The organism is Pseudoalteromonas rubra (genome assembly GCF_004212645.1).
Classification (GTDB): Bacteria; Pseudomonadota; Gammaproteobacteria; order Enterobacterales; family Alteromonadaceae; genus Pseudoalteromonas; species Pseudoalteromonas rubra_G.
The window spans coordinates 1-19,296 of record NZ_PPUZ01000009.1; the positions used below are offsets into that span (position 1 = coordinate 1).

A 19,296-nucleotide genomic window follows, 5' to 3' on the forward strand; every position below is an offset into this window, starting at 1 on the left:
AAATGTGATCAAGAGACAGGCTCAAGGCCGGGATGACGAAGGTGAGGTCGGGATGACGGAGGTGAGGCTAGCTCTGGAGCGAGCATGCAGCGTTATGTTGTGGACTGAATGGAGTTTTCCATTGCAGCTTTCAGTCTTGGTCAAATCAGGCTCCTTTTGGCTGTGAGTGGTTCCCGGATCGGGCCGGGGGCGCAGAGCTGGGATGACGGATATGTGGGTAAAATTGAGTGAAAATATGAATGTGCCAAAGGGTTAATAAAGCCTTACTTAAGATACAACCGCCATTTATCGCGCATGGGAATTAAGTGAGTAGCGCACAAACTAACATACACAACCAGTCATCCCGCACTTGATGCGGGATCTACTTGAATACACTGCCATACCAGCAGGTGGATCATGAAGTATGCGTCGCTTGGTAGTATATGACTCAACCGCAGAGCCGGATAAGGTCACAAAGTGGCACTGATGCGACCTGGTAGCGCAAAAGTGCCACTTGCGCTGCGATTAAACCAGCTTGGCTTTGCCAGCCTTAACGGTAAAGCGCTTGCCAATGTGCGACTGATCATTCTTAAAGCCGACGAACGGCACATGGTGCCAGCTGGCATTCAGCTCGTCCTGAGTGATGTCCAGGGTTACAAAGCCGCGGTTGGCCAGGTCGATATAGCGGATGTGAGGATTCTCCGGGATCAGGATTTTACCAACATCGCCTACCAACTGTTGCAGGCCCGGCACCGGAATTGATGGTGACGTGACCGACGAGGTGACGATCTCTACTGCAATGGCCCCTTCGTGAGTGAAGCGGTTGTATTCGTGCCAGTCGTAGGGGTTTTTACAGATGTTTGCGGCCCATGACGAGTGTACATCACCGGTTAAAAACACCACGTTATCTATCTGGTTTTGTTCAATAAAATCAAGCAGACGATGGCGCGCAGCCGGGTAACCGTCCCAGGCATCGCCATTGATAGGTTTGCCCAACATCTGAATTTGCATCATCTGTACCTGCTGGCCCAGCAGCTTCCATTGTACGCCGTTTTGCTTGGCCTCAAACAAGTTGTCGTACAGCCATTGTTCCTGCGCGTAGCCCAGTAAAGTGCGTGATTCATCCAGGCGCGCCGGATCTTTGATCTCAACTTGCTGATCGCGGCCGATCAAACGGGTGTCGAGCATATTCAGATCCAGCAAAGATCCAAACTGGAAGCGGCGATAAGATCGCTCCCGGTTGTTGTCGCTTGGTTCACGGATCGGCATCCACTCATAATAGGCTTTAATGGCAGCGGCCTTACGGGTTTGCCAGTCGCCTTCGCCGTCATTGTGGTTTTCTGCCCCGCCCGACCAGGTGTCGTTGGTAAATTCATGGTCATCCCAGATACAGATCATCGGGTGGGTCTGATGCAGGGTTTGCAAGTCTTCGTCGGTTTTATAACAGGCATGGCGAATCCGGTAGTCTTCCAGCGTCACCATTTCATGAGCTGGCTGAACTTTACGGTTCCAAAGGAACGGATTGCGGTAGACATCTTTATTACCGTATTCGTACAGGTAGTCACCCAGGTGCAGTACGGCATCCAGGTCGTCAATTTCCGCGATACGGGCATACACATTAAAGTACCCATAGCTAAAGTGCGAGCACGACGTCATGGCCAGTTTAACCTGGCTAACATCATAGGCTGGCAGAGTTTTGGTGCGCCCTGTCGGCGAGGTAATGGGCTTATCCAGCTCATCAATGATAAAGCGATAATAATAGCGGGTATCGGGTGCAAGTCCGCTGGCATCAACCTTAACGGTGAAATCGCGTTGTCCATCGGTGATCTCATAACCCTCTGCAACAAGTACAGAAAACTGCGGATCCTCCGAGACCTGCCAGAGCACTTTGACACTGAGTGTGGCCATATCTACCCGCTCCTGCACCTCGGGCGGAATAGTAATGCGTGTCCATAAGATCACCCGGTCATCTAATGGGTCGCCGCTGGCAACGCCATGGCTGAACGGGTTTTGTGAAAAAGTACAGCCGCTCAGCCCCAGAGTGAGGGGAACGGTGGACAGCATCAGGCTGGTTTTAAAGAAATCGCGACGGGATAGGCTCATAAGTAAATACTCTAATTGTCATTTTTGGGCGGTATTTAAACGCGTTTGTGTTAATTTTATATAACAAAAATATTACATTGAACATGCTTTGCGACCAAACTGGCTGCTTTGATTTAAAACTGACGTGAAAATGGCTATAACTATAAAAACCAAGGTCAGATAATAAGCAGGTGAGAGTGGTTGGTGTCAGGTGGTATCTCAGAGTGTGGTGCTTTTTTATTGCGGGGTTTTTGTTTTACGGGCCAAAGGCTGTGGCGCAGCAGCCGTGTGCCAGCGAAGTTAAAATTGGTGTTGTCGCCGACTGGCCGCCACTGACAGCGGTAGATGAACGCGGGGCGTACGGGCTGGATGTAGAGATTGCCCGCAAGGTGTTTAGTGAGCTGAATATTTGCCCGCGCTTTTTACGCCTGCCCACGTCTGCCCGAAGTTTAGATCAGCTGGGTAAAGGGGCTGTAGATGTGTTGCTGATGGTCAGCTATGTGCAGGAGCGTGCCGAGCTTGGCGTGTTTTCTGACCCTTACCGGTGGGAAAAAATGCGCCTGTTCTCCCTGCGCCAGCCGCGTATGGCAATGGACTTAAAAGCATTGCTGCGGCTGGGTTATCGGATCGGGCTGAGCATTGGCTCATACTATGGAGAGGAGCTCAAAAACCTTGCCGATAACCCCGATTTTGGACATTTGCTGGTGGGGATCTCGGGTAGTACGCAGCGCGTCGAAATGCTGGCCAAAAAGCGCGTCGACTTTATTATTGAAGACGAAATTCTCGGCCGCTTTATGGGCCGCAAACTGGGGATCAAAAACTTTCATATCTGGGACTATCCGGTACACAACAATCAGGTGCACTTTTTGTTGCGCAAAGGGCTGTTCGACGCAGCGCAGCTGGCGCGTTTTAATGGCGTGATAAAGCGCCTGCGCCCGGACATAGACAAGCTGGTTGAACATTATACCCATCATACCGTGCCGCGCGGGGCTCACTGAAACAAGCGGTAATACAAATACCGCTTTATTGTGGTCTACACTAAGGAAGCTAATGGAGCCGCAATAAAGGAAACAACAATGCGCAAACACATTCTCCCTCTGTTTGTTTTACTCTCCGGGTGCATGGGCACCGCAGACAGTGCTGCCAACGATCCACACGTTTATGCCGCTTATACTATGCTGGCACCCACGCAAAAAGGTGGCGTGCAAGTCTACGCCAGAGCCATTGTCGATGGTGCGCATATCAGCGACCAGCAATGCCCGCAATTGCTGCCCTCAAGTGGTGAAGCGATAAAAACGCAGGCCAGGCGATTAAATCCGGATCCAGATAATTTTCCGGTGACGGTCTGTGAAGCCGTGATAAACCCGGATACCCGCTATCGGCTCTCCTACGGTGGCATAGAGCTGGCTCCGGTCACGCTGGCTCCTGAGCGTATTCAGGTCTTTGGCGATTCGGGCTGTAAAAGTTCGGTGTGCGAAGGCGCAAGTGCAGCGCAGCCCTTTGCTCAGCTGGCAGAGCTGGGGGCAAAGCAAACCAAGCAGCTGATCCTGCATATGGGCGACTTTAACTACCGTGGCACGTCGGGCAGTATCAGCAAAGACATTTACGCTTATGATGCGGGAGATGGCGGCTATGGTGGCCCTTCATGTGGATTGACCGAAACCTATTACTCACAAAATGCCAGCGGCAGTCCCAAGCCCGACACCTGGCAGAGCTGGCAGGCCGATTTATTCGCCCCGGCTAAGTCGTTGCTGGCAAGCGCCCCCTGGGTATTTGCCAGAGGCAATCATGAATTGTGCAGTCGCGCAGGCCCGGGTTGGTTTTATTTCCTTGGGCCTGGCTCTGATTTGCCCGGTGGTATCGCGCAGCAGTCTTGCCCCTATCAGGGCGAGTTCAGCCAGCCGCCCAGCGAGGCCAGCGGTCATATTGTCATGATAGACCCTTACTTGCTTGAGCTAGACTCATTGGCACTGTGGGTGATGGATTCGGCCAATGCCTGCGATTCGCGTGCGCCACAGACCCTCACACGCCAGTATCGCGACCAGTATTCCCGCTTACAGCAAGTGGCATCGCGAGTGAAAACCCCGTTATGGATGATGACGCACAGACCGCTGTGGGGGCAAAGCGGGCCGGTTGGCACGCCTTCTATTACCGATATGCTGCAAACGGCACTGAAAACCACCCAGTCGCAGCAGTTACCGCCCGAGGTCAGCTTGTCTCTGTCCGGGCATATGCATATTTACCAGTCGCTGGCCTTTGGTAAGGACAGTGGCCGTCCCCCTCAGCTGGTGGTGGGCAACAGTGGCGTGAGCCTGAGTTCAACCGGCGCAAACAGCGGATTCAGTGCCCAGATTGATGGCAAGCGCGCGCAGGGCAATACCCAGGGTGAGTTTGGTTATATTTCCATTGAACTGGAAAAAGACCACCAATGGCAGGGGCAGTTTTACAACACGCAGGGCCAGGTGTTTCTTGAGTGTGGCAGCAAGCAGGCTGAACAAGGTAAAGCCCTGTGCCAGATAGCGCGTTGAAACAGCAGATCGCCACCTGAGCAAAGGTGGCGATCATTACTCTTTTTTCCTATCTGACCTGTCCGGACAATGCGTTCCTAGTAACCGGTTATTTTGAAAAGTTCACCCACAGCCAGCTGTCGTCACCGTTAAAGTGCAGAGTGTGAACCGTGTCATGGGTTTTGAAATTGACCATGTTGACCTGAGTGGGCCAGATGTCTCTGAGTGCGTCGTGACGCATTTGCAGGCGGTTCAGTGGGACGGGCACAGGTGCGCGCTGAATAACCCAGAAAAATTGCCCGTCGATGCTGCCACTGGCTAAAGTTAGCGGGATGGTTTTACCGGCTTCATCCTTCAGCGCCACGTTGCCAACGACATACTGAGTAAAGCGCGCTCTGTCGGACTCATTGTTAAACAGGTCGGCGTCTTCACCAAACAGTGCTTCAGCGGCATGCTCTGTGTCGTGCAGATGAAATCGGTGCATCACTTCGAGTTGCGCACTGCCAGGGTCTATCAGCACGGTCGTCATTGCTGCCTTGATCTGGTGTGCTGTGGCTGTGTTCACCCAAATTAATGCCAGTGCGGCAATCAGCCGATCCTTCATGGGGTACCTCTTGGTTGCTTACGGCTTCTATCATAGCGTGTATCGCCCTGGAATATTGTTATTTTACTGCTGAGCTTGTTATCCAGATTAAAATAATCGGTATGTAGTGAGTACAATAGGTTTTTGCATTGTGTGCACCGGTTATGAATGTGATGAAATGGATCCATCGCCACTGCCAGCACGTAAGGCGCTAAGATTTTGAGTGTGTAAAAATGACAGAGTCTGTGTGTCAAAATAACAATAATTTTCGTGCCAAGTTCCCATTTTGCAAATTTATTGTCTCTATTTTACAAATAAATTAAAAAAGCCAAATTCAATGGTTGAAATCGAAACTAAATTCCCAGTAAAATCGCGGACTTTTCAATCGGCGAGTAAAACTGGCGTTGGTTTTGCTCTGTACTAAGTACCCGTTTAGCTTAAAATGTGGTGAGCAGTATGGATTTCTACATACTAAAAAAACATGAGAAACTCGTTGCCATTCCGGCGGACGAACAGAACTGTAAAGAGTATCTAGATGATGGCTATTTTTATGTTGATAAAGTGGCCGCATGTAACGAGAAGTCGGCCTTGAAGCGTTTGCATGGCAGGCATAACCGTTATCTCAGAGCATTGTGGTTGCTGGTGATCCCGGTGGTGATTTACGCCTGGCGTCAACTCAGCCATTAACCTATTCGCCTAAGCAGTGTATATTAACCGACATTAAGGTTAAGGAACGCTGCATGAAGGTTTTACACACATCCGACTGGCATCTGGGTCAACAGTTTTACGAGCACAGCCGTCATGCTGAGCATCAGTTTTTTCTCGACTGGCTGTGCAACACACTCACTTCTCATCAAATCGATGTACTGATTGTCAGTGGCGACATTTATCACAGTGCCACGCCCTCAGCCATGGCTGAGCAGCAGCTCTATGCCTTCATCAGGCGCGCGAAAACCGACAACCCCAATCTGCATATTGTGATCACGGCTGGTAATCATGACTCGGCAAACCGAATAGAAACGGCTAAACCCCTGCTCAGCCAGTTTGATACCCATGTTGTGGGTCGCTTTGATAAGCACAATCCTCAGGATGTGGTGAAAACCCTCAGCACTGCCAATGGCACTTTGCAGGTTGTGGCCATGCCATTTTTACGCAGTGCCGACCTAGAAGCTCAGGCTGACGACCCGCAGGCCTATCAGCGTGGTGTTGCACGTGCTTATCAGGCTGCTTACCAGGCGTTGGATGCGCAATTCCCGGTTCTGGCTATGGGCCACTTACATGCGAAAGGTGGTAGTATTTCCGGCGATTCAGAGCGCAATATCACCATTGGCGGGTTTGATGCCATTACGGCGGATGTGTTTGGTGAGCGCCCCGACTATGTTGCGCTTGGGCATTTACACAAGGCGCAAAAAGTCGCTGGCAGCGAGGCCATTCGCTATTGCGGCACACCTCTGCCTATGTCGTTTTCCGAGCGTAACTATCGCCATCAGGTGTTGCTGGTGGAATTTACCAACAACGCGCTGAGTAGTGTAAAGCCCCTTGACGTTCCCCGCCTCAAGCAAGTTATTTTGCTCCCCGAGCGCGGTGGTGCGACTCTGGATGAGTTAATGACTTTACTCAGTGAACTCGATTTGTCGCAATACCAGGACACTGCAACGCCCTATCTGAGGCTGCGGCTCAATGCCAGTGAAACGGATAGTCAGTTTCGTCACAAGATTGAACAGGCGCTGACAGACAAGCCGGTGCATTTTTGTGGCATCGAGCGTGTCAGCAATACACAACAAGCCGCAGACGAGCCGCATTTTGAAGACCTGGGCCAGGTCGAGAAGCTAGAGCCGGTGAGTTTGCTGGAACTGGCATATCGGACACAAATAGACAGTGAGCAGGCCGTGCCACAAGCCTTACAAGATTGCCTGATGCAGGTGCTGGCGAGTGTACAGGAGCAGGAAGCATGAAATTACTTGGGATCCAGGTGCAAAACCTGGCGTCACTGGCGGATGCCGACATTGATTTTACCCAGCCACCGTTAAAAGACACTGGCTTGTTTGCCATCACTGGCGACACCGGGGCTGGTAAAAGTACCTTGCTGGATGCGATATGTCTGGCGCTGTACGGCAAAACGGCCCGACTGAAGGCCGATGCAAAAAACAAAGTGATGCTCAATGGCGATGAGCTCAAGCTCAACGACCCCCGTAACTTACTGCGCCGGGGCTGTGTTAGTGGCCGCGCCGAAGTCACTTTTTGTGGTCAGGATGGCAACCAATACCGCGCCAGCTGGCGGGTGGGACGCGCCCGCAACAAACTCGATGGTCGTATCAAAGAAGCGGAGCATCAGGTGGTGCGCCTTGCTGATGACACGGTACTAGCCAGCAAAACCACCGAAGCCAAACAGCTGCTGGAACAGTTGCTGGGCCTGAACTTTGAGCAGTTTTCTCGCGCCGTTCTGCTTGCACAACATGAATTTGCGGCGTTTTTGAAAGCCAACAGTGATGAGCGGGCACAACTGCTCGAAACTCTGACCGGCACGGCCAAATTCAGTGTCATAGGAAAAGCGATTTTTGAGCATCACAAAGCCAAACAAGACGCACTGGCGCAGCGCAAACAGTCGCTTAACCATGTAACCTTACTCAGCGATGAGGCGCTGGCTGAAAACCAGCAAACTGCCGCTCAGCTGACGGCGGCTATCGCACAGGCCCGTGAGGAAGAAAAACACCTGGAGCAAGGCATTAACTGGTATCAGGCCTGTGACAAGCTGGCTCAGCAATGTGCTCAGGCAGAGCAGGAACAAACGCAGTGTCAACAGCGCCTGAGTGCACAGGCCCTGGGTTTCGACCGCGCCCGGCGTGCAAAAGCCGTTGAGGTGATTGCTGACAACCGGGCTCAGGCACGCGATACCACTGCCCGGCTCAAGCAATTAGACCTGGATATTGGCCAATTGCAGCAGCAAGATTATGCACCGCAGATCCGCGCAGCGGAAGGTGAGTTGCAAGCAGCTCAGGGCCGACTCAGCGAGGCGAAAAACCAGTTGCAGGTGTGCACCCCTGCCCTGCAATCATTGCGTGAACTGGATCAACAGCGCGAAGCCAACAAACAACTGCTGGCGCAAAGCTGCGCGGAGTATAACGCCCAGCGAGAGCAACATGAGGTGTTGCAACAGCGAAGTGAGGCGCTTGATACTCAGCTGAACACCGAACGTCAGCAGCTCGCTCAGTTACAGCAAGCCTGTGAGGCCGACCCTGCGCTGACGCAAGCGAGCGAGCAATGGGGACAGATAAGCAGTGCATTAAAGCAGTGGCAGGCGTGTCAGGGTCAGCTCAATAAGCTGGCGGAAGAACAACACCAGGCACAGCTTAATGCCGATAAAGACAAACAAGCACAGCAGGCACTGCAACCCAGATTAACGGAGCAGAACCGGCAGCTGGCAGATATTCAGACCAGGCTGAGTGCCACTCAATCTGAGCTTAACGAGCTTGATTATGAAACATTGCAGTTTCAGCGCACCCAGTTGGCGCAGGCGCAACAAAATCAGTCACAGCGTGCCCAGTTGCAGCAGGAGCTGGGCGAGCACCGGCTGCACATTGACCGCCTGCGGCATCAGCATCACAGCCTGCAACAGCAACTCAAAGACACCGAGCAGCAGGATGAGCTGACCAGACAACGAGTATTGCTGACCCAGGAAAATCTGCAGCAAGTGCGGTTCCGTGCCAGTGACAACATCAGCACATTAAGGGCGCAACTGGTTGCCGGACAGGAATGTATGGTGTGTGGCTCGACGGAACATCCTTATGGTGTGGAGCATATCGACAGCCACTGGCAAACGCTGATTGCAGACTTTGAGTCGCAATATCAGGCTGCTGAGCAAGCCCGCGAGCAGACACAACAACGGTATCATGCGCTGGTTGGCCAGGCTGAGCAATGCAACGGTCAGTTACAGGCGGCATTGCAACACGAAGCGCAGCTTAATCGCAAGCTGACGCAAATTGCCGAGGCGCTGGCGCAGCTGCCCGCTCAGTTGCGCGACACCGACGATCCTCAGGCACATCTTGAGCAACTGGATAAAAAGCTGCAAACCTACAGCCAGCTGAGCAAAGAACAGCAACAGCTTTGGCAGCAACAGCAAGCTTGCCAGCATGAAATACAGCAGCTGGAGCAACAAAACCAGCAGCTACAAAGCCAGCTTGAACGCGCAGAGCAGGCCAAAGCTTATGGGCAAACCAGACAAGCGGAGCTGGAGGCGGAGCAACAAGAGGCACTGGCTCAGGTTAAGTTGCTATACAGTGCGCCACAATGGTGGCACGCCTTTGAGCAAGCACCTGAACAGGCCATTACTACACTGGGCGAGCAGGTGCAGATCAGACAGCAACAACAGCAACAGATCAGCCAGTTACAGCACAAGATCAGTGAAGATGAACATACAGCTCAGCTGCTACGCCAGCAATGTCAGGATAAGCAGACGCAGCTCGATAAAGCGGCGCAGTCCCGACAGGCGTTGACCGACAAAGGTGATGCGCTGACACGTGAGCGGGTAGCCATTCAGCCACTTGAGATCAGCGCAGACAACTGGCATCAGTCTTTGCTGGATGAACAACAACAGGCTGAAGCCCTGCAAACTCAGGCGACGCAGGGCCTGGCCCAGCTGCGTCAGGCGCAGGAGTCTCAGGCCCTCATGCTGGCCCATAAGCAGCAATCACAGCAGCAGTTACAAGAAGCACTTGAGAAGGTTCAGGCGCGTTATCAGAGCTGGCTGGCGGAGCTGCAAACTCAGTTTGACAGCATGATAGAAGACGAGGTTGAGGCACTGCTGCAATGGGATAAAAACCAGTGGCAGACACTGCTGGACGAGCATGATGCTCTGAGCAAAGCGCTACACAGTGCACAGAACAAACACGCGCATTTGCAACAGGAGCTACAGACATTGCGCGCCGAGCCTGTGACAGAGCAAAGCCAGGCGCAGCTTACAGAGCGACTGGCACAGTTACAGCAAGAGCGTGATGGTAGCCAGGCAAAGCTTATCAGCGTCAATGCTTTACTGAAACAGCACGAAGACAACAAAGCCTATCTGGCAGAGCAGTATGAAGCACTTGAGGCGCAACAAGCCGAATATGAGCACTGGCATTTATTAAACCGCCTGCTGGGCGATGCGACGGGTAAAACCATGCGCAACCTGGCGCAGACCCAGACGCTCAGGATCTTATTGCAATATGCCAACCATCATCTTTGCAGCCTGAGCAAGCGTTACCGCCTGACTGTGATTGGTCAGTCGCTGGAAATCGCCATTATTGACCGCGATATGGCCGATGAGCAGCGCAGTGTGAACACTTTATCGGGGGGCGAGTCGTTCCTGGTTTCTTTAGCGCTGGCGCTGGGCCTGGCTTCATTGTCTTCTAATCAGGTGCAGATCAACTCCTTGTTTATCGACGAAGGGTTCGGTACTTTAGATCCGCAAACCCTCAGTGTGGCGCTGGATGCACTTGATGCCTTGCAATCTCAGGGGCGAAAAGTGGGTGTGATCTCTCATGTTGCGGAAATGACCGAGCGGGTTGCCACCCAGATAAAAGTACAAAAACAGGCCGGTGGTTATTCGTCGGTCACCATCAGCGAACGATAAGGACATACCATGCCCAGTTTTACACAGGATGAAGCAACCCATTACGACAGCCGCATTGAACGCCTGGTGCCCGGTTATCAGTTGCTCCATGAACTGGTGCAGGCGCAGTTGCAAACCTTGCTCCCCGAGCAGGCACAGATCCTGATTGTGGGAGCCGGTACGGGCAAAGAAGTATTGCAGCTGGCAGAGAGTAACCCGAGCTGGACATTCATTGTGCAGGATGTATCGGACGATATGCTGGCCATCGCAGATCAAAATTTTACTAACCTGGGATTGTCGTCACGGGTGACCATACATTCAGGGCCGCTGAGCCCGGGCCAGTATCAGGCTGATATAGCGCTGTGCCTGCTGGTGATGCATTTTGTGGCAGACGATGGCGCTAAGCTGGCACTACTGGAGTCAATTCATAGTAATCTCAAGCCTGGTAAGCAGCTGCTACTGGCTGACCTGATGAAGCCTGAAACCCAGTTCGAGCGGGAGTCTCAGCTAAAGCACTGCCGCGCGATGGGACTGACCCACATCGGCGAAGAGCGGATGCGCCATAATCTGGAGCACGAATTTTACCCACTCGATCGGATGCGGCTGGCCGAATTGCTGGATGAAAGTGGCTTTTCGACCGCGCAGATGTTTTTTAAAGCCTTAGGGTTCAGTGGCTTAGCTTGTGTAAGACAATAAATCAGCTGGCACCTGCACGGATTAGCGCCACCAACTTTGAGATCTTAATATTACTAAGCTGGCGATAATCCAAGTACGGGCAAATCAATAACTTACTGACGGGGTCGATGGCAAACTCTTCATCTATCCAGTGCAAAGAGTTAGTAAAAAGATGATCTCTGAGTAGCGTTTTGCCATAGGTGCGGCCCGCTATGATGTGCCAGTCATAGCGATTTGCTGCCAGATCAGGCACAGAAAACAGCAAAGCCTCCTGACAGCCCTGCTGTAACAGCCGTTTATCCCGATATTGCTGCCAGCTTGGGTACTGCTCCGGGTGGTTAGTAAAATCATGATCTGGATGGCTAAGCTCAGCCACAAATTTAGCATACACATTAAACACTTTGCGCCAGCCGTTGCCGCATTGCTGGTTAATGTAGTCTATCTCTCCTGTCTGTAACGCTATGACTTTATTCAAATTTTGAAATTCTGCGAGTTTTGGCGGGTGCTCAACATAAATGGCCAGCAACCCCTGCTCTGCGCCAAATCCGTAAGTTGGTAAATTCATGATCTCTGTAAATAGTGCGTGCTAATACTCTGACCATTATATCTGTTTTTACCACTGCGTGTTCTGTAAACCCCCTTTACACCGGGTGGAACTACCGATTTATCTGGGATGTCTTTTATCTGACTTATAACTGACTGAAAACTTTAATGTTTAAGCAATGTATCTGTAACCGGTTCATCCCAACCTGTTGTGCGCTTGATAACAATAACTGTAGCAATTGTAGCAACTAACTCGGAGTAACTAATGAAGCGCATAGCATATTCGTTGATCGCCGCTGCCGTCACAGTGGCATTAACCGCCTGTGATGGTGATGATGGTAAACAAGGCCCTCAGGGTGTTCAGGGTGAGCAAGGTGTTCAGGGAGAACAAGGCAATAGTGGCACGAACGGTACCAATGGTACAGATGGTGTTGACGGTGTTGCCGGTAAAGATGGTCAAAACGGTGGTTCAGGTCTGATCCGTATCGCCACTGTGCCAGCAGGTGCTGAGGTCACAGGTTTGTTCCTGAGCGAGCAAGGCGATCTGTTCTTCAATGTACAGCACCCAAGCGATGCGAATACATTGGTAGATGGTAATCAGCGCCCTTATGACGGCGGCACTGTGGGCGTACTAACGGGTGTGAATTTCAACGAGTTGCCACGCAATATTGTGAGCTCACCGGTTCCAGTGACAGAGCTTGAGAGACAAACAGTTGTGACTGCGATTGGTCAATACCAGATCCTGGGTCAGACCGGTGATGTGTATGCGGACTTGGGTGAAAAAGGCCTGGCTGGTGGCTTAGGTGTGCACTACGGCATCACTTCAGGTGACAAAATCCTTGAAAATGATAACCCGGACTTCAATGGTTTTATCCCAAGTGCTGACGATGAAAATACAGGTTATTTATTTACTAACTGGGAAGCTTACCCGGGTGGCATGAGCCGCCTTAAAATGAGCAAGAGCGACACAGGCAAGTGGAAAATTGAAGAAGCCATGATGCTCGATTTTGATGCCGTTAAAGGCACCGCTGCAAACTGCTTTGGCTCTGTATCTCCCTGGGGCACGCCACTGACGTCTGAAGAGTGGATTGTAAGGTCTGACGTTGACACCACTCAACATGCTAGTTGGAATGATCCGGCCTTTGTGAAGATAGAAAGAATGAAAGAGCTGGTTGCACCTGAGTTCCCTAACCCTTACCGCTACGGTTATATTGCTGAAGTGCAAAATCCGCTCTCTGATACGCCAGATGTTGTTAAGCACTTCACTATTGGTCGTTACGAGCATGAAAACTCCGTCGTTATGCCGGATGAGCGCACAGTTTACTCGTCTCAGGACGATACGGGCGGTGTGTTGTTCAAGTTCGTTGCTGATCAACCCAGAGACCTGAGCTCAGGTACGCTTTATGGTGCGAAGCTGACTCAGGACAAGGGCCTGAATGATCCGGCTGTGACTGGCTTTGATGTGACTTGGGTTGAAATTGCATCGGGCACCAATGCCGAAATTGAAGCCTGGATTGCCGAGTACGATGAAATCAGTACCGCAGACTTTGTTCAAGGTCAAACAAGTTACCTGTCTGTGGCTGACGTAAAAGCCTGGGCAACCGGTAAAGCAACCTACCCCACACTTGCTGAGGGGGGGGGTCTGGTTACAGCAGGTAAGCCTATGGATAACCGTGCCGCATTCCTTGAGTCTCGCCAGGCGGCCAAACAATTGGGTGCGACTGCTGAATGGCGCAAGCTGGAAGGGATCAGCATCAACTACGACCGCGTAGTTGAAGCCGTAACTGGTCAGGACAGAGTGCCAGGCGAAGTGGTTGAGCAGGCTTATATGTATATCGGTGTTGCCGACATTGACGACACGATGACTAATGGAAAGGGCGATATTCGTCTCTCTGAGCGTGTTAAAGATTGTGGTGGTGTGTATCGCGCGCACATCGATAATAACTACAACCTGACTCGCATTGAGCCTGTGGTGATGGGTGGTACGCACCGCTCTAGCCTGACTGGTGCACAAGAGTGTGATGTCAATCAGTTATCTCAGCCTGATAACGTGATTGTTATGCAGGACGGCCGCATCATCATTGGTGAAGACGGTATCCAGGAAAACAACACCCTGTGGTTGTACGATCCTAACTCTAAGTAATTGTAAGACTCGCGGTGCCCGTTCGTGGCACCGCATTTTTTTATCCAAAAATGGGCGTCATAAAAATGAAATACCAAGTAATCGGCCTGGCGGTACTCACTGGCCTGGCACTGACCGGCTGCGAGGAATCACAACATCATAATCAAGCTGCCGAACTAATCGCCTCGCAGTCAGCACATAAAGCTGCACCTTACAAACCCGGTGATGACATTCCCGCAACTGCTTACATGGAGCACGATGAGGTCTATAACCCAGAGTCCGTGATCCCACCTCAGTGTTACACCAAAACCGATGGTGTAAATAACCCCTGTTATGCCTGTCATCAGTCTTATCAGCAAGAGCCGGAAAGACCCAACGCGATGCGCGATGGTAACTTGCAGGGCGCGTATGAATTCTCTGACTTGGGCCTGAAAAACCACTGGAAAAATCTCTTTGTTGACAGGGCAGAGCTGATCGCAGGTATGCCAGATAAAGAGATTATGGCGTGGATCAATCAGGATAATTACACCCCGTTTATCGAAAAGCTGAAACAGGATAAACAATGGCGCGGTGAGCTAACCCCGCTGGAAAACCTGGCCTACCCTGAAAAAGCCTTTGATGAAATGGGCTTTGCCAAAGATGGCAGCGGCTGGGTGGCGTTTAACTACAAGCCCTTCCCATCGACGTTTTGGCCTACCAACGGCTCTACGGGCGATGTGATGATCCGTTTGCCCGAAGCGTTTCGCTCAAAAGGGGGCGTGTACAATCAAGATGTGTATCTGGCAAACCTGAGCCTGGTTGAGCTGACGCTAAAAGGCTTAGATAAGATCTCCACTCCTACAATCTCTGAGCAGCGTATTGGCCAGGATTTAAACGGCGACAATAAGCTTGGTGAAATCAGCGAGATAATCAGGCAATCACATTATGTAGGGGATGCCACCGATGCGCTGGCGCATATGCTCTACCCTCAGGAAACCGAGTTCCTGCATACCGTACGTTACATTGGTGTGGACGAACATGGTGGCATTTATAACGCACCGCGCATGAAAGAAGTGCGCTACATGAAAAAGCACAGATTTAAAACCCGCCAGTCACTAAACTCTTCATATCATCGCGAAGAAAAAGAAAAAGAATTCGGAAACCTGCCACAAACCCTGTATCTGGGCGATCAGGGTATCAACAACACCTTTGGCTGGACCATCAATGGTTACATTGAAGACAAACAAGGTAACCTGAGGCCGCAGCATAAGCAGGAGCTGGCATTTTGTAATGGCTGTCACAAAACCATAGGCTCAACTTACGACCAGACCTTCTCATTTGCCCGCAAAGTAGAAGGCGCACGCGGCTGGGGCTATATTAACCTCAAAGCAATGAAAGATGTACCCAACAAAGGCGAAACACTCGGCGAGTTCCTGACTTATATGAACCGCGTTGGCGGTGGCGACGAGTTCCGCCAGAACCGCGAAATGCTGCAAAAGTGGTTTAAAGCAGACGGCACGGTAGACAAAGAAAAAGTTGAGTCGGCAGATAGCCTGTACGAGCTGATCACCCCGTCAAAAGCGCGCGCACTGGCACTCAACAAAGCCTACAAAACCATAGTGGAAGAGCAAAGCTACCTGTTCGGCCGCGACGCAACACTGGTTGAAGCAAGCAACGTACTGCAACAAGTAGACGACTCCCAGGCCCCGTTAAAAAAGGAAAACCAACACCAATGGGACATGCAACTTGATTGGGTGAGCAGCGGCCGATGATTAATAATCATCGCAGCGCTGCGAACGCTTTTCATGGATGAAAAGCCGGGAGCCCTCCACATGGACGTGTGCCCACTCGTACCTTAAGCGACCGATGATTAATAATCATCGCAGACTCGGCGTCCCCGCGCTGCGAACGCTTTTCATGGATGAAAAGCCGGGAGCCCCCTACAGGGACGTATTGCCACTCGTACCTCATGCGACCGATGATTAATAATCATCGCAGACTCGGCGCCCCCGCACTGCGAACGCTTTTCATGGATATATCGTGCAAAGTCGTGCTTTAGCGCGGCCTTTGCGCAAGGTGAAATGAGCCGTTTTAGCTGGATTTATGCTGTCCTGCAATCGGTAGTGTTCAATTTTCTGTGTCATTTCGATAAGTTAAGAAACAAAAAGAGAAATGACCCATGACTACACAAAAATTTGATTTAGATTCTGTATTGAAAGCGCTCCAGGACGGCAAAAACCTCACTGGTAAAGATGGAGCGCTCACCCCGTTGATAAAACAGCTCACTGAAGCCGCAATGAAGGCTGAGTTGGAAAACCACTTAGCTGAAAGCTCCGAGCCCAACCGTAAGAACGGTAAATCCACTAAAACCGTCAAAGGGCCCACTGGTGCATTCGAACTTGAGACGCCTCGTGACCGAGCTGGCACCTTCGAGCCGCAGTTGGTGAAAAAGCACCAAACCCATCTGACCGAAGACTTAGAGCGCAAGATTCTTGCGCTCTAAGTCTTGGGTAACAGCTACCAGGATATCCGCGCTCACATCGCCGATATGTACGATATATCTATTTCCAACGGTACTATTAATGCCGTAACAGACAAGCTACTGCCTGAGCTCCAGGCTTGGCGTGAACGTGATTTGGAAGCCATATATCCCATTGTTTGGCTTGACGCTATTTACTACAAGATCAAAGAAAACGGACGTTATGTCAGTAAAGCCATCTACACCATTTTGGCTCTCAACATCGAAGGCAAAAAGGAGCTTTTGGGCCTCTATCTCTCAGACCAGGAAGGTGCCCATCACTGGCTAAGCGTGTTGACCGACCTTAATAATCGAGGTGTTAAAGACATCCTGATTGCCTGCGTGGATGGCCTCAAAGGCTTCCCTGAAGCCATTGAAACCATCTATCCGAACACAGAGATCCAGCACTGTATCATTCACCAGATCCGTAACTCACTCAAATACGTGGCATCCAAAAACCAGAAGGCTTTCATGGCGGATCTCAAATGCGTTTATAAGGCTGCAACCCTGAATGCTGCTGAAATCGCGCTGGACGAACTGGAAGCCAAGTGGGGTGAAAAATACCCTTTGGTCATCAAATCATGGCGCTGTAAATGGCCGACACTCAGCGCATATTTCAAGTACCCAAATTACGTAAGAACGCCTATTTACACGACAAATGCCGTGGAGGCTGTACATCGCCAGTTCCGGAAGCTGACCAAAACCAAGGGCGGTTTTGCCAATGAAAACAGCTTACTAAAGCTACTCTATGCCGGTATACTTAAAGCTCAAGAGCGGTGGACGCATCCTATCCAGAACTGGAATCTCACGCTATCGCAGATGGCCATCCACTTTCCAGGGCGCTTGGATGACTACATCGAGCTTTGAGCTCAGTAGGCTGACACAGAATTATGAACACCCTCCTGCAATCAGAAATTCCGTTAGTGTTTCAGAACGAGAACACTAACGGTCGGCCTTGTTGATCAAATCCAGATAGCTGATGCAGTACTGCAATTTCAGCTGTTTCCCTGATATTCAGGCATACCTAGCCCAGTCATTCTATTGAGCACTTTCACTTTGATCATCGCTTCAGTGTGCTGCTGATTGAATCCACGACTGACCAGCTTGTCACCCATGAGCTGTTTATACCGGTACATTGCTGTTTCCGCCAGTGAGCGTTGATGGTAGTTCACACACTTTTTCCACTCACTGCTACCCATATGCTTTGTTTAAAATAACCGCGCTGTTACGAGCATGTCCATCTTCCCACAACTGCGCGTTACACCTTGGCGGGATCACTGCGTCGGCCTTTTTGGCTGCCACTTCGGCATAACAGTCTCGGGTATCATAAGCGCCATCCGCTTTTACCGAGCTGACCTTCCGGCGCAATGGTCTGAGTAAGTCGCCCAGAACTTCTGAATCAGCTACGGTGATTGTAGACAATTCAGCGCCTACGATTTGGTGTGTATTTGCATCAACGGCCAGATGCAGCTTTCGCCATGTCCGGCGTTTGTTTGCGCCGTGTTTTCTTGCGTGCCACTCGCCGTTTCCGTATACCTTCAAACCTGTACTATCAACCACGATATCAATGCCTCCGGAAGTATTGGAGTTTGGTCTGTAATGAACAGCCAGCTCTGCACTTCGCTTGCACAAACAACTATAAGTTGGCGTATCCAAATCAAGCTTCATCATAGATATCAGAGAAGAAACAAAACCCTGTGCAGCTCGAAGAGACAAGCGAAATGCAGCTCGCAAAGTCAGGCAGGTCTCAATCGCCAGCTCAGAGAAATGATTAGCTCGCCCTTTGCCGCCGTGATGTTGCGTGTTGTGCCACTGCGCAATTGCATCCTCAGAAAACCACAGCTGGATGTTGCCTCTGGCGATAAGAGCTTTATTGTAATCACGCCAGTTAGTGATACGCTTTTCTTTCAAAGTTCAGTCTCGGTGTTTGCTTTTGAGATCTGATCACACAAGGCTAAATTAGTTCAATGATTTAGGAAACAACGCCCTAACGGTCAATATTATTAACCGAACGAAATAGATATACTCTTCTCCGAATTTATTGTCAAAGCAGAGTTCATACTTGTATTCGTCTTCTTTGATTTGCGCATAAGATGGTTCATTGATATGAAAAAATTATTAATTTTTTGCACTTACTGTGTTTTTAAGTTCCCCCGGGGAAGGTAAGTGCTTGGACCATTTTTCATGGGTTTCCTCACTTATCTCAATTACTTTTTCCACAAGTAACTTATTCTTGTGCTTTTCTTCAGACTCATAATCTCCAATCTCAAATTGATACTTCTCTAACTCAGTTTCCATCCTCCTCTGAGCGGTTCTATAAATTTTCCATAGTTCCTGTGGCTTTCTCAACTGAACCCAAGCAGTGATGGCACCGGCCAAAAGAGATAAAAAGGACGGTAGCAGTTTCCCATATAGTGATCCTGAACCAAAAGAGATGAAAATTGGAATAAGTAATGTGCATAACATTATTACCTTAAAACAAATTAGCGTTTCAAACTTATTGTGATCTGCTTTCTTTCTCATTTCTTCCTTTTTATTTTCTACTAATCTTTCCTCTTCATTATAGTTGAGCTTTATGTTCATTTTCACCTTCTAATAAATTTAATATAATACTCCTGACCATTCAGGTGAGTCAAATAAGTAAAGCATTGCTTCGAATGCGTTTGAGGCCGCCTTTACTTGAAGTTTGTCACATTTTTCCGGCGTTGTTTCCTAAATCAT

General features: G+C 50.5%; 12 protein-coding genes and 2 pseudogenes. 9 read left to right on the plus strand and 5 right to left on the minus strand.

All coding sequences use genetic code 11. The features are described from left to right. Positions 1-504: 504 nt before the first annotated feature. On the minus strand, positions 505-2,082 hold the full coding sequence (locus tag C3B51_RS03915) for an alkaline phosphatase D family protein (protein WP_125719821.1): 1,578 nt from the start codon (positions 2,080-2,082) through the stop codon (positions 505-507). A 176-nt stretch (positions 2,083-2,258) separates the two neighbouring features. Here C3B51_RS03915 and C3B51_RS03920 point away from each other — a divergent pair, with 176 nt between their 5' ends. Then, the gene (locus C3B51_RS03920) at positions 2,259-3,059 is read left to right on the plus strand and encodes a substrate-binding periplasmic protein (RefSeq protein ID WP_165389109.1); all 801 of its coding nucleotides are present in this window, start codon (positions 2,259-2,261) and stop codon (positions 3,057-3,059) included. A gap of 78 nt (positions 3,060-3,137) precedes the next feature. Beyond that, positions 3,138-4,589: a metallophosphoesterase gene (locus C3B51_RS03925; protein ID WP_125719817.1), complete on the plus strand. Its 1,452-nt coding sequence runs from the start codon at positions 3,138-3,140 to the stop codon at positions 4,587-4,589. Between the two features lie 88 nt (positions 4,590-4,677). Here the strand turns inward: C3B51_RS03925 and C3B51_RS03930 are convergent, their stop codons facing one another. Next, positions 4,678-5,172, minus strand: a complete 495-nt coding sequence (locus tag C3B51_RS03930) for a DUF6702 family protein (protein ID WP_125719815.1) — start codon at positions 5,170-5,172, stop codon at positions 4,678-4,680. 435 nt (positions 5,173-5,607) lie between these two features. Between C3B51_RS03930 and C3B51_RS03935 the strand changes: the two genes are divergently transcribed. From C3B51_RS03935 to C3B51_RS03950, 4 genes are read left to right on the plus strand one after another with little or no spacing between them, the layout of a single operon-like run. Continuing rightward, positions 5,608-5,838, plus strand: a complete 231-nt coding sequence (locus C3B51_RS03935; RefSeq protein WP_046006323.1) for a hypothetical protein — start codon at positions 5,608-5,610, stop codon at positions 5,836-5,838. A gap of 53 nt (positions 5,839-5,891) precedes the next feature. Then, positions 5,892-7,106: an exonuclease SbcCD subunit D C-terminal domain-containing protein gene (locus C3B51_RS03940; protein WP_130244240.1), complete on the plus strand. Its 1,215-nt coding sequence runs from the start codon at positions 5,892-5,894 to the stop codon at positions 7,104-7,106. Beyond that, positions 7,103-10,759 (plus strand): AAA family ATPase, encoded by a 3,657-nt coding sequence (locus C3B51_RS03945; RefSeq protein WP_130244241.1) that lies wholly within the window; start codon positions 7,103-7,105, stop codon positions 10,757-10,759. Before C3B51_RS03940 ends, C3B51_RS03945 begins: the two co-directional genes overlap by 4 nt. Before the next feature lie 9 nt (positions 10,760-10,768). Then, positions 10,769-11,434, plus strand: coding sequence for a class I SAM-dependent methyltransferase (locus C3B51_RS03950; RefSeq protein WP_125719809.1), 666 nt, complete (start codon positions 10,769-10,771; stop codon positions 11,432-11,434). Between the two features lies 1 nt (position 11,435). Here C3B51_RS03950 and C3B51_RS03955 read toward each other — a convergent pair whose 3' ends face one another. After that, a complete protein-coding gene (locus C3B51_RS03955) occupies positions 11,436-11,978 on the minus strand; it encodes a DUF6942 family protein (protein WP_130244242.1) in 543 nt (180 codons plus the stop codon). A 243-nt stretch (positions 11,979-12,221) separates the two neighbouring features. Here C3B51_RS03955 and C3B51_RS03960 point away from each other — a divergent pair, with 243 nt between their 5' ends. From C3B51_RS03960 to C3B51_RS03970, 3 genes and pseudogenes are all read left to right on the plus strand, one after another. After that, the gene (locus tag C3B51_RS03960; protein WP_130244243.1) at positions 12,222-14,099 is read left to right on the plus strand and encodes an alkaline phosphatase PhoX; all 1,878 of its coding nucleotides are present in this window, start codon (positions 12,222-12,224) and stop codon (positions 14,097-14,099) included. Between the two features lie 65 nt (positions 14,100-14,164). Continuing rightward, positions 14,165-15,829 carry a hypothetical protein gene (locus C3B51_RS03965; RefSeq protein WP_130244244.1) on the plus strand — a complete coding sequence of 555 codons (1,665 nt, stop codon included), beginning with the start codon at positions 14,165-14,167 and terminating at the stop codon, positions 15,827-15,829. A 407-nt stretch (positions 15,830-16,236) separates the two neighbouring features. Continuing rightward, positions 16,237-17,442: pseudogene (locus C3B51_RS03970) on the plus strand (IS256 family transposase). Between the two features lie 128 nt (positions 17,443-17,570). On the opposite strand, the pseudogene C3B51_RS03975 reads toward C3B51_RS03970, so the two are convergent. Both C3B51_RS03975 and C3B51_RS03980 read right to left on the minus strand, forming a co-directional pair. Next, a pseudogene (locus tag C3B51_RS03975) lies at positions 17,571-18,486 on the minus strand (IS5 family transposase). A 207-nt stretch (positions 18,487-18,693) separates the two neighbouring features. After that, positions 18,694-19,158 carry a DUF4231 domain-containing protein gene (locus C3B51_RS03980; RefSeq protein WP_130244245.1) on the minus strand — a complete coding sequence of 155 codons (465 nt, stop codon included), beginning with the start codon at positions 19,156-19,158 and terminating at the stop codon, positions 18,694-18,696. Positions 19,159-19,296 lie beyond the last annotated feature (138 nt).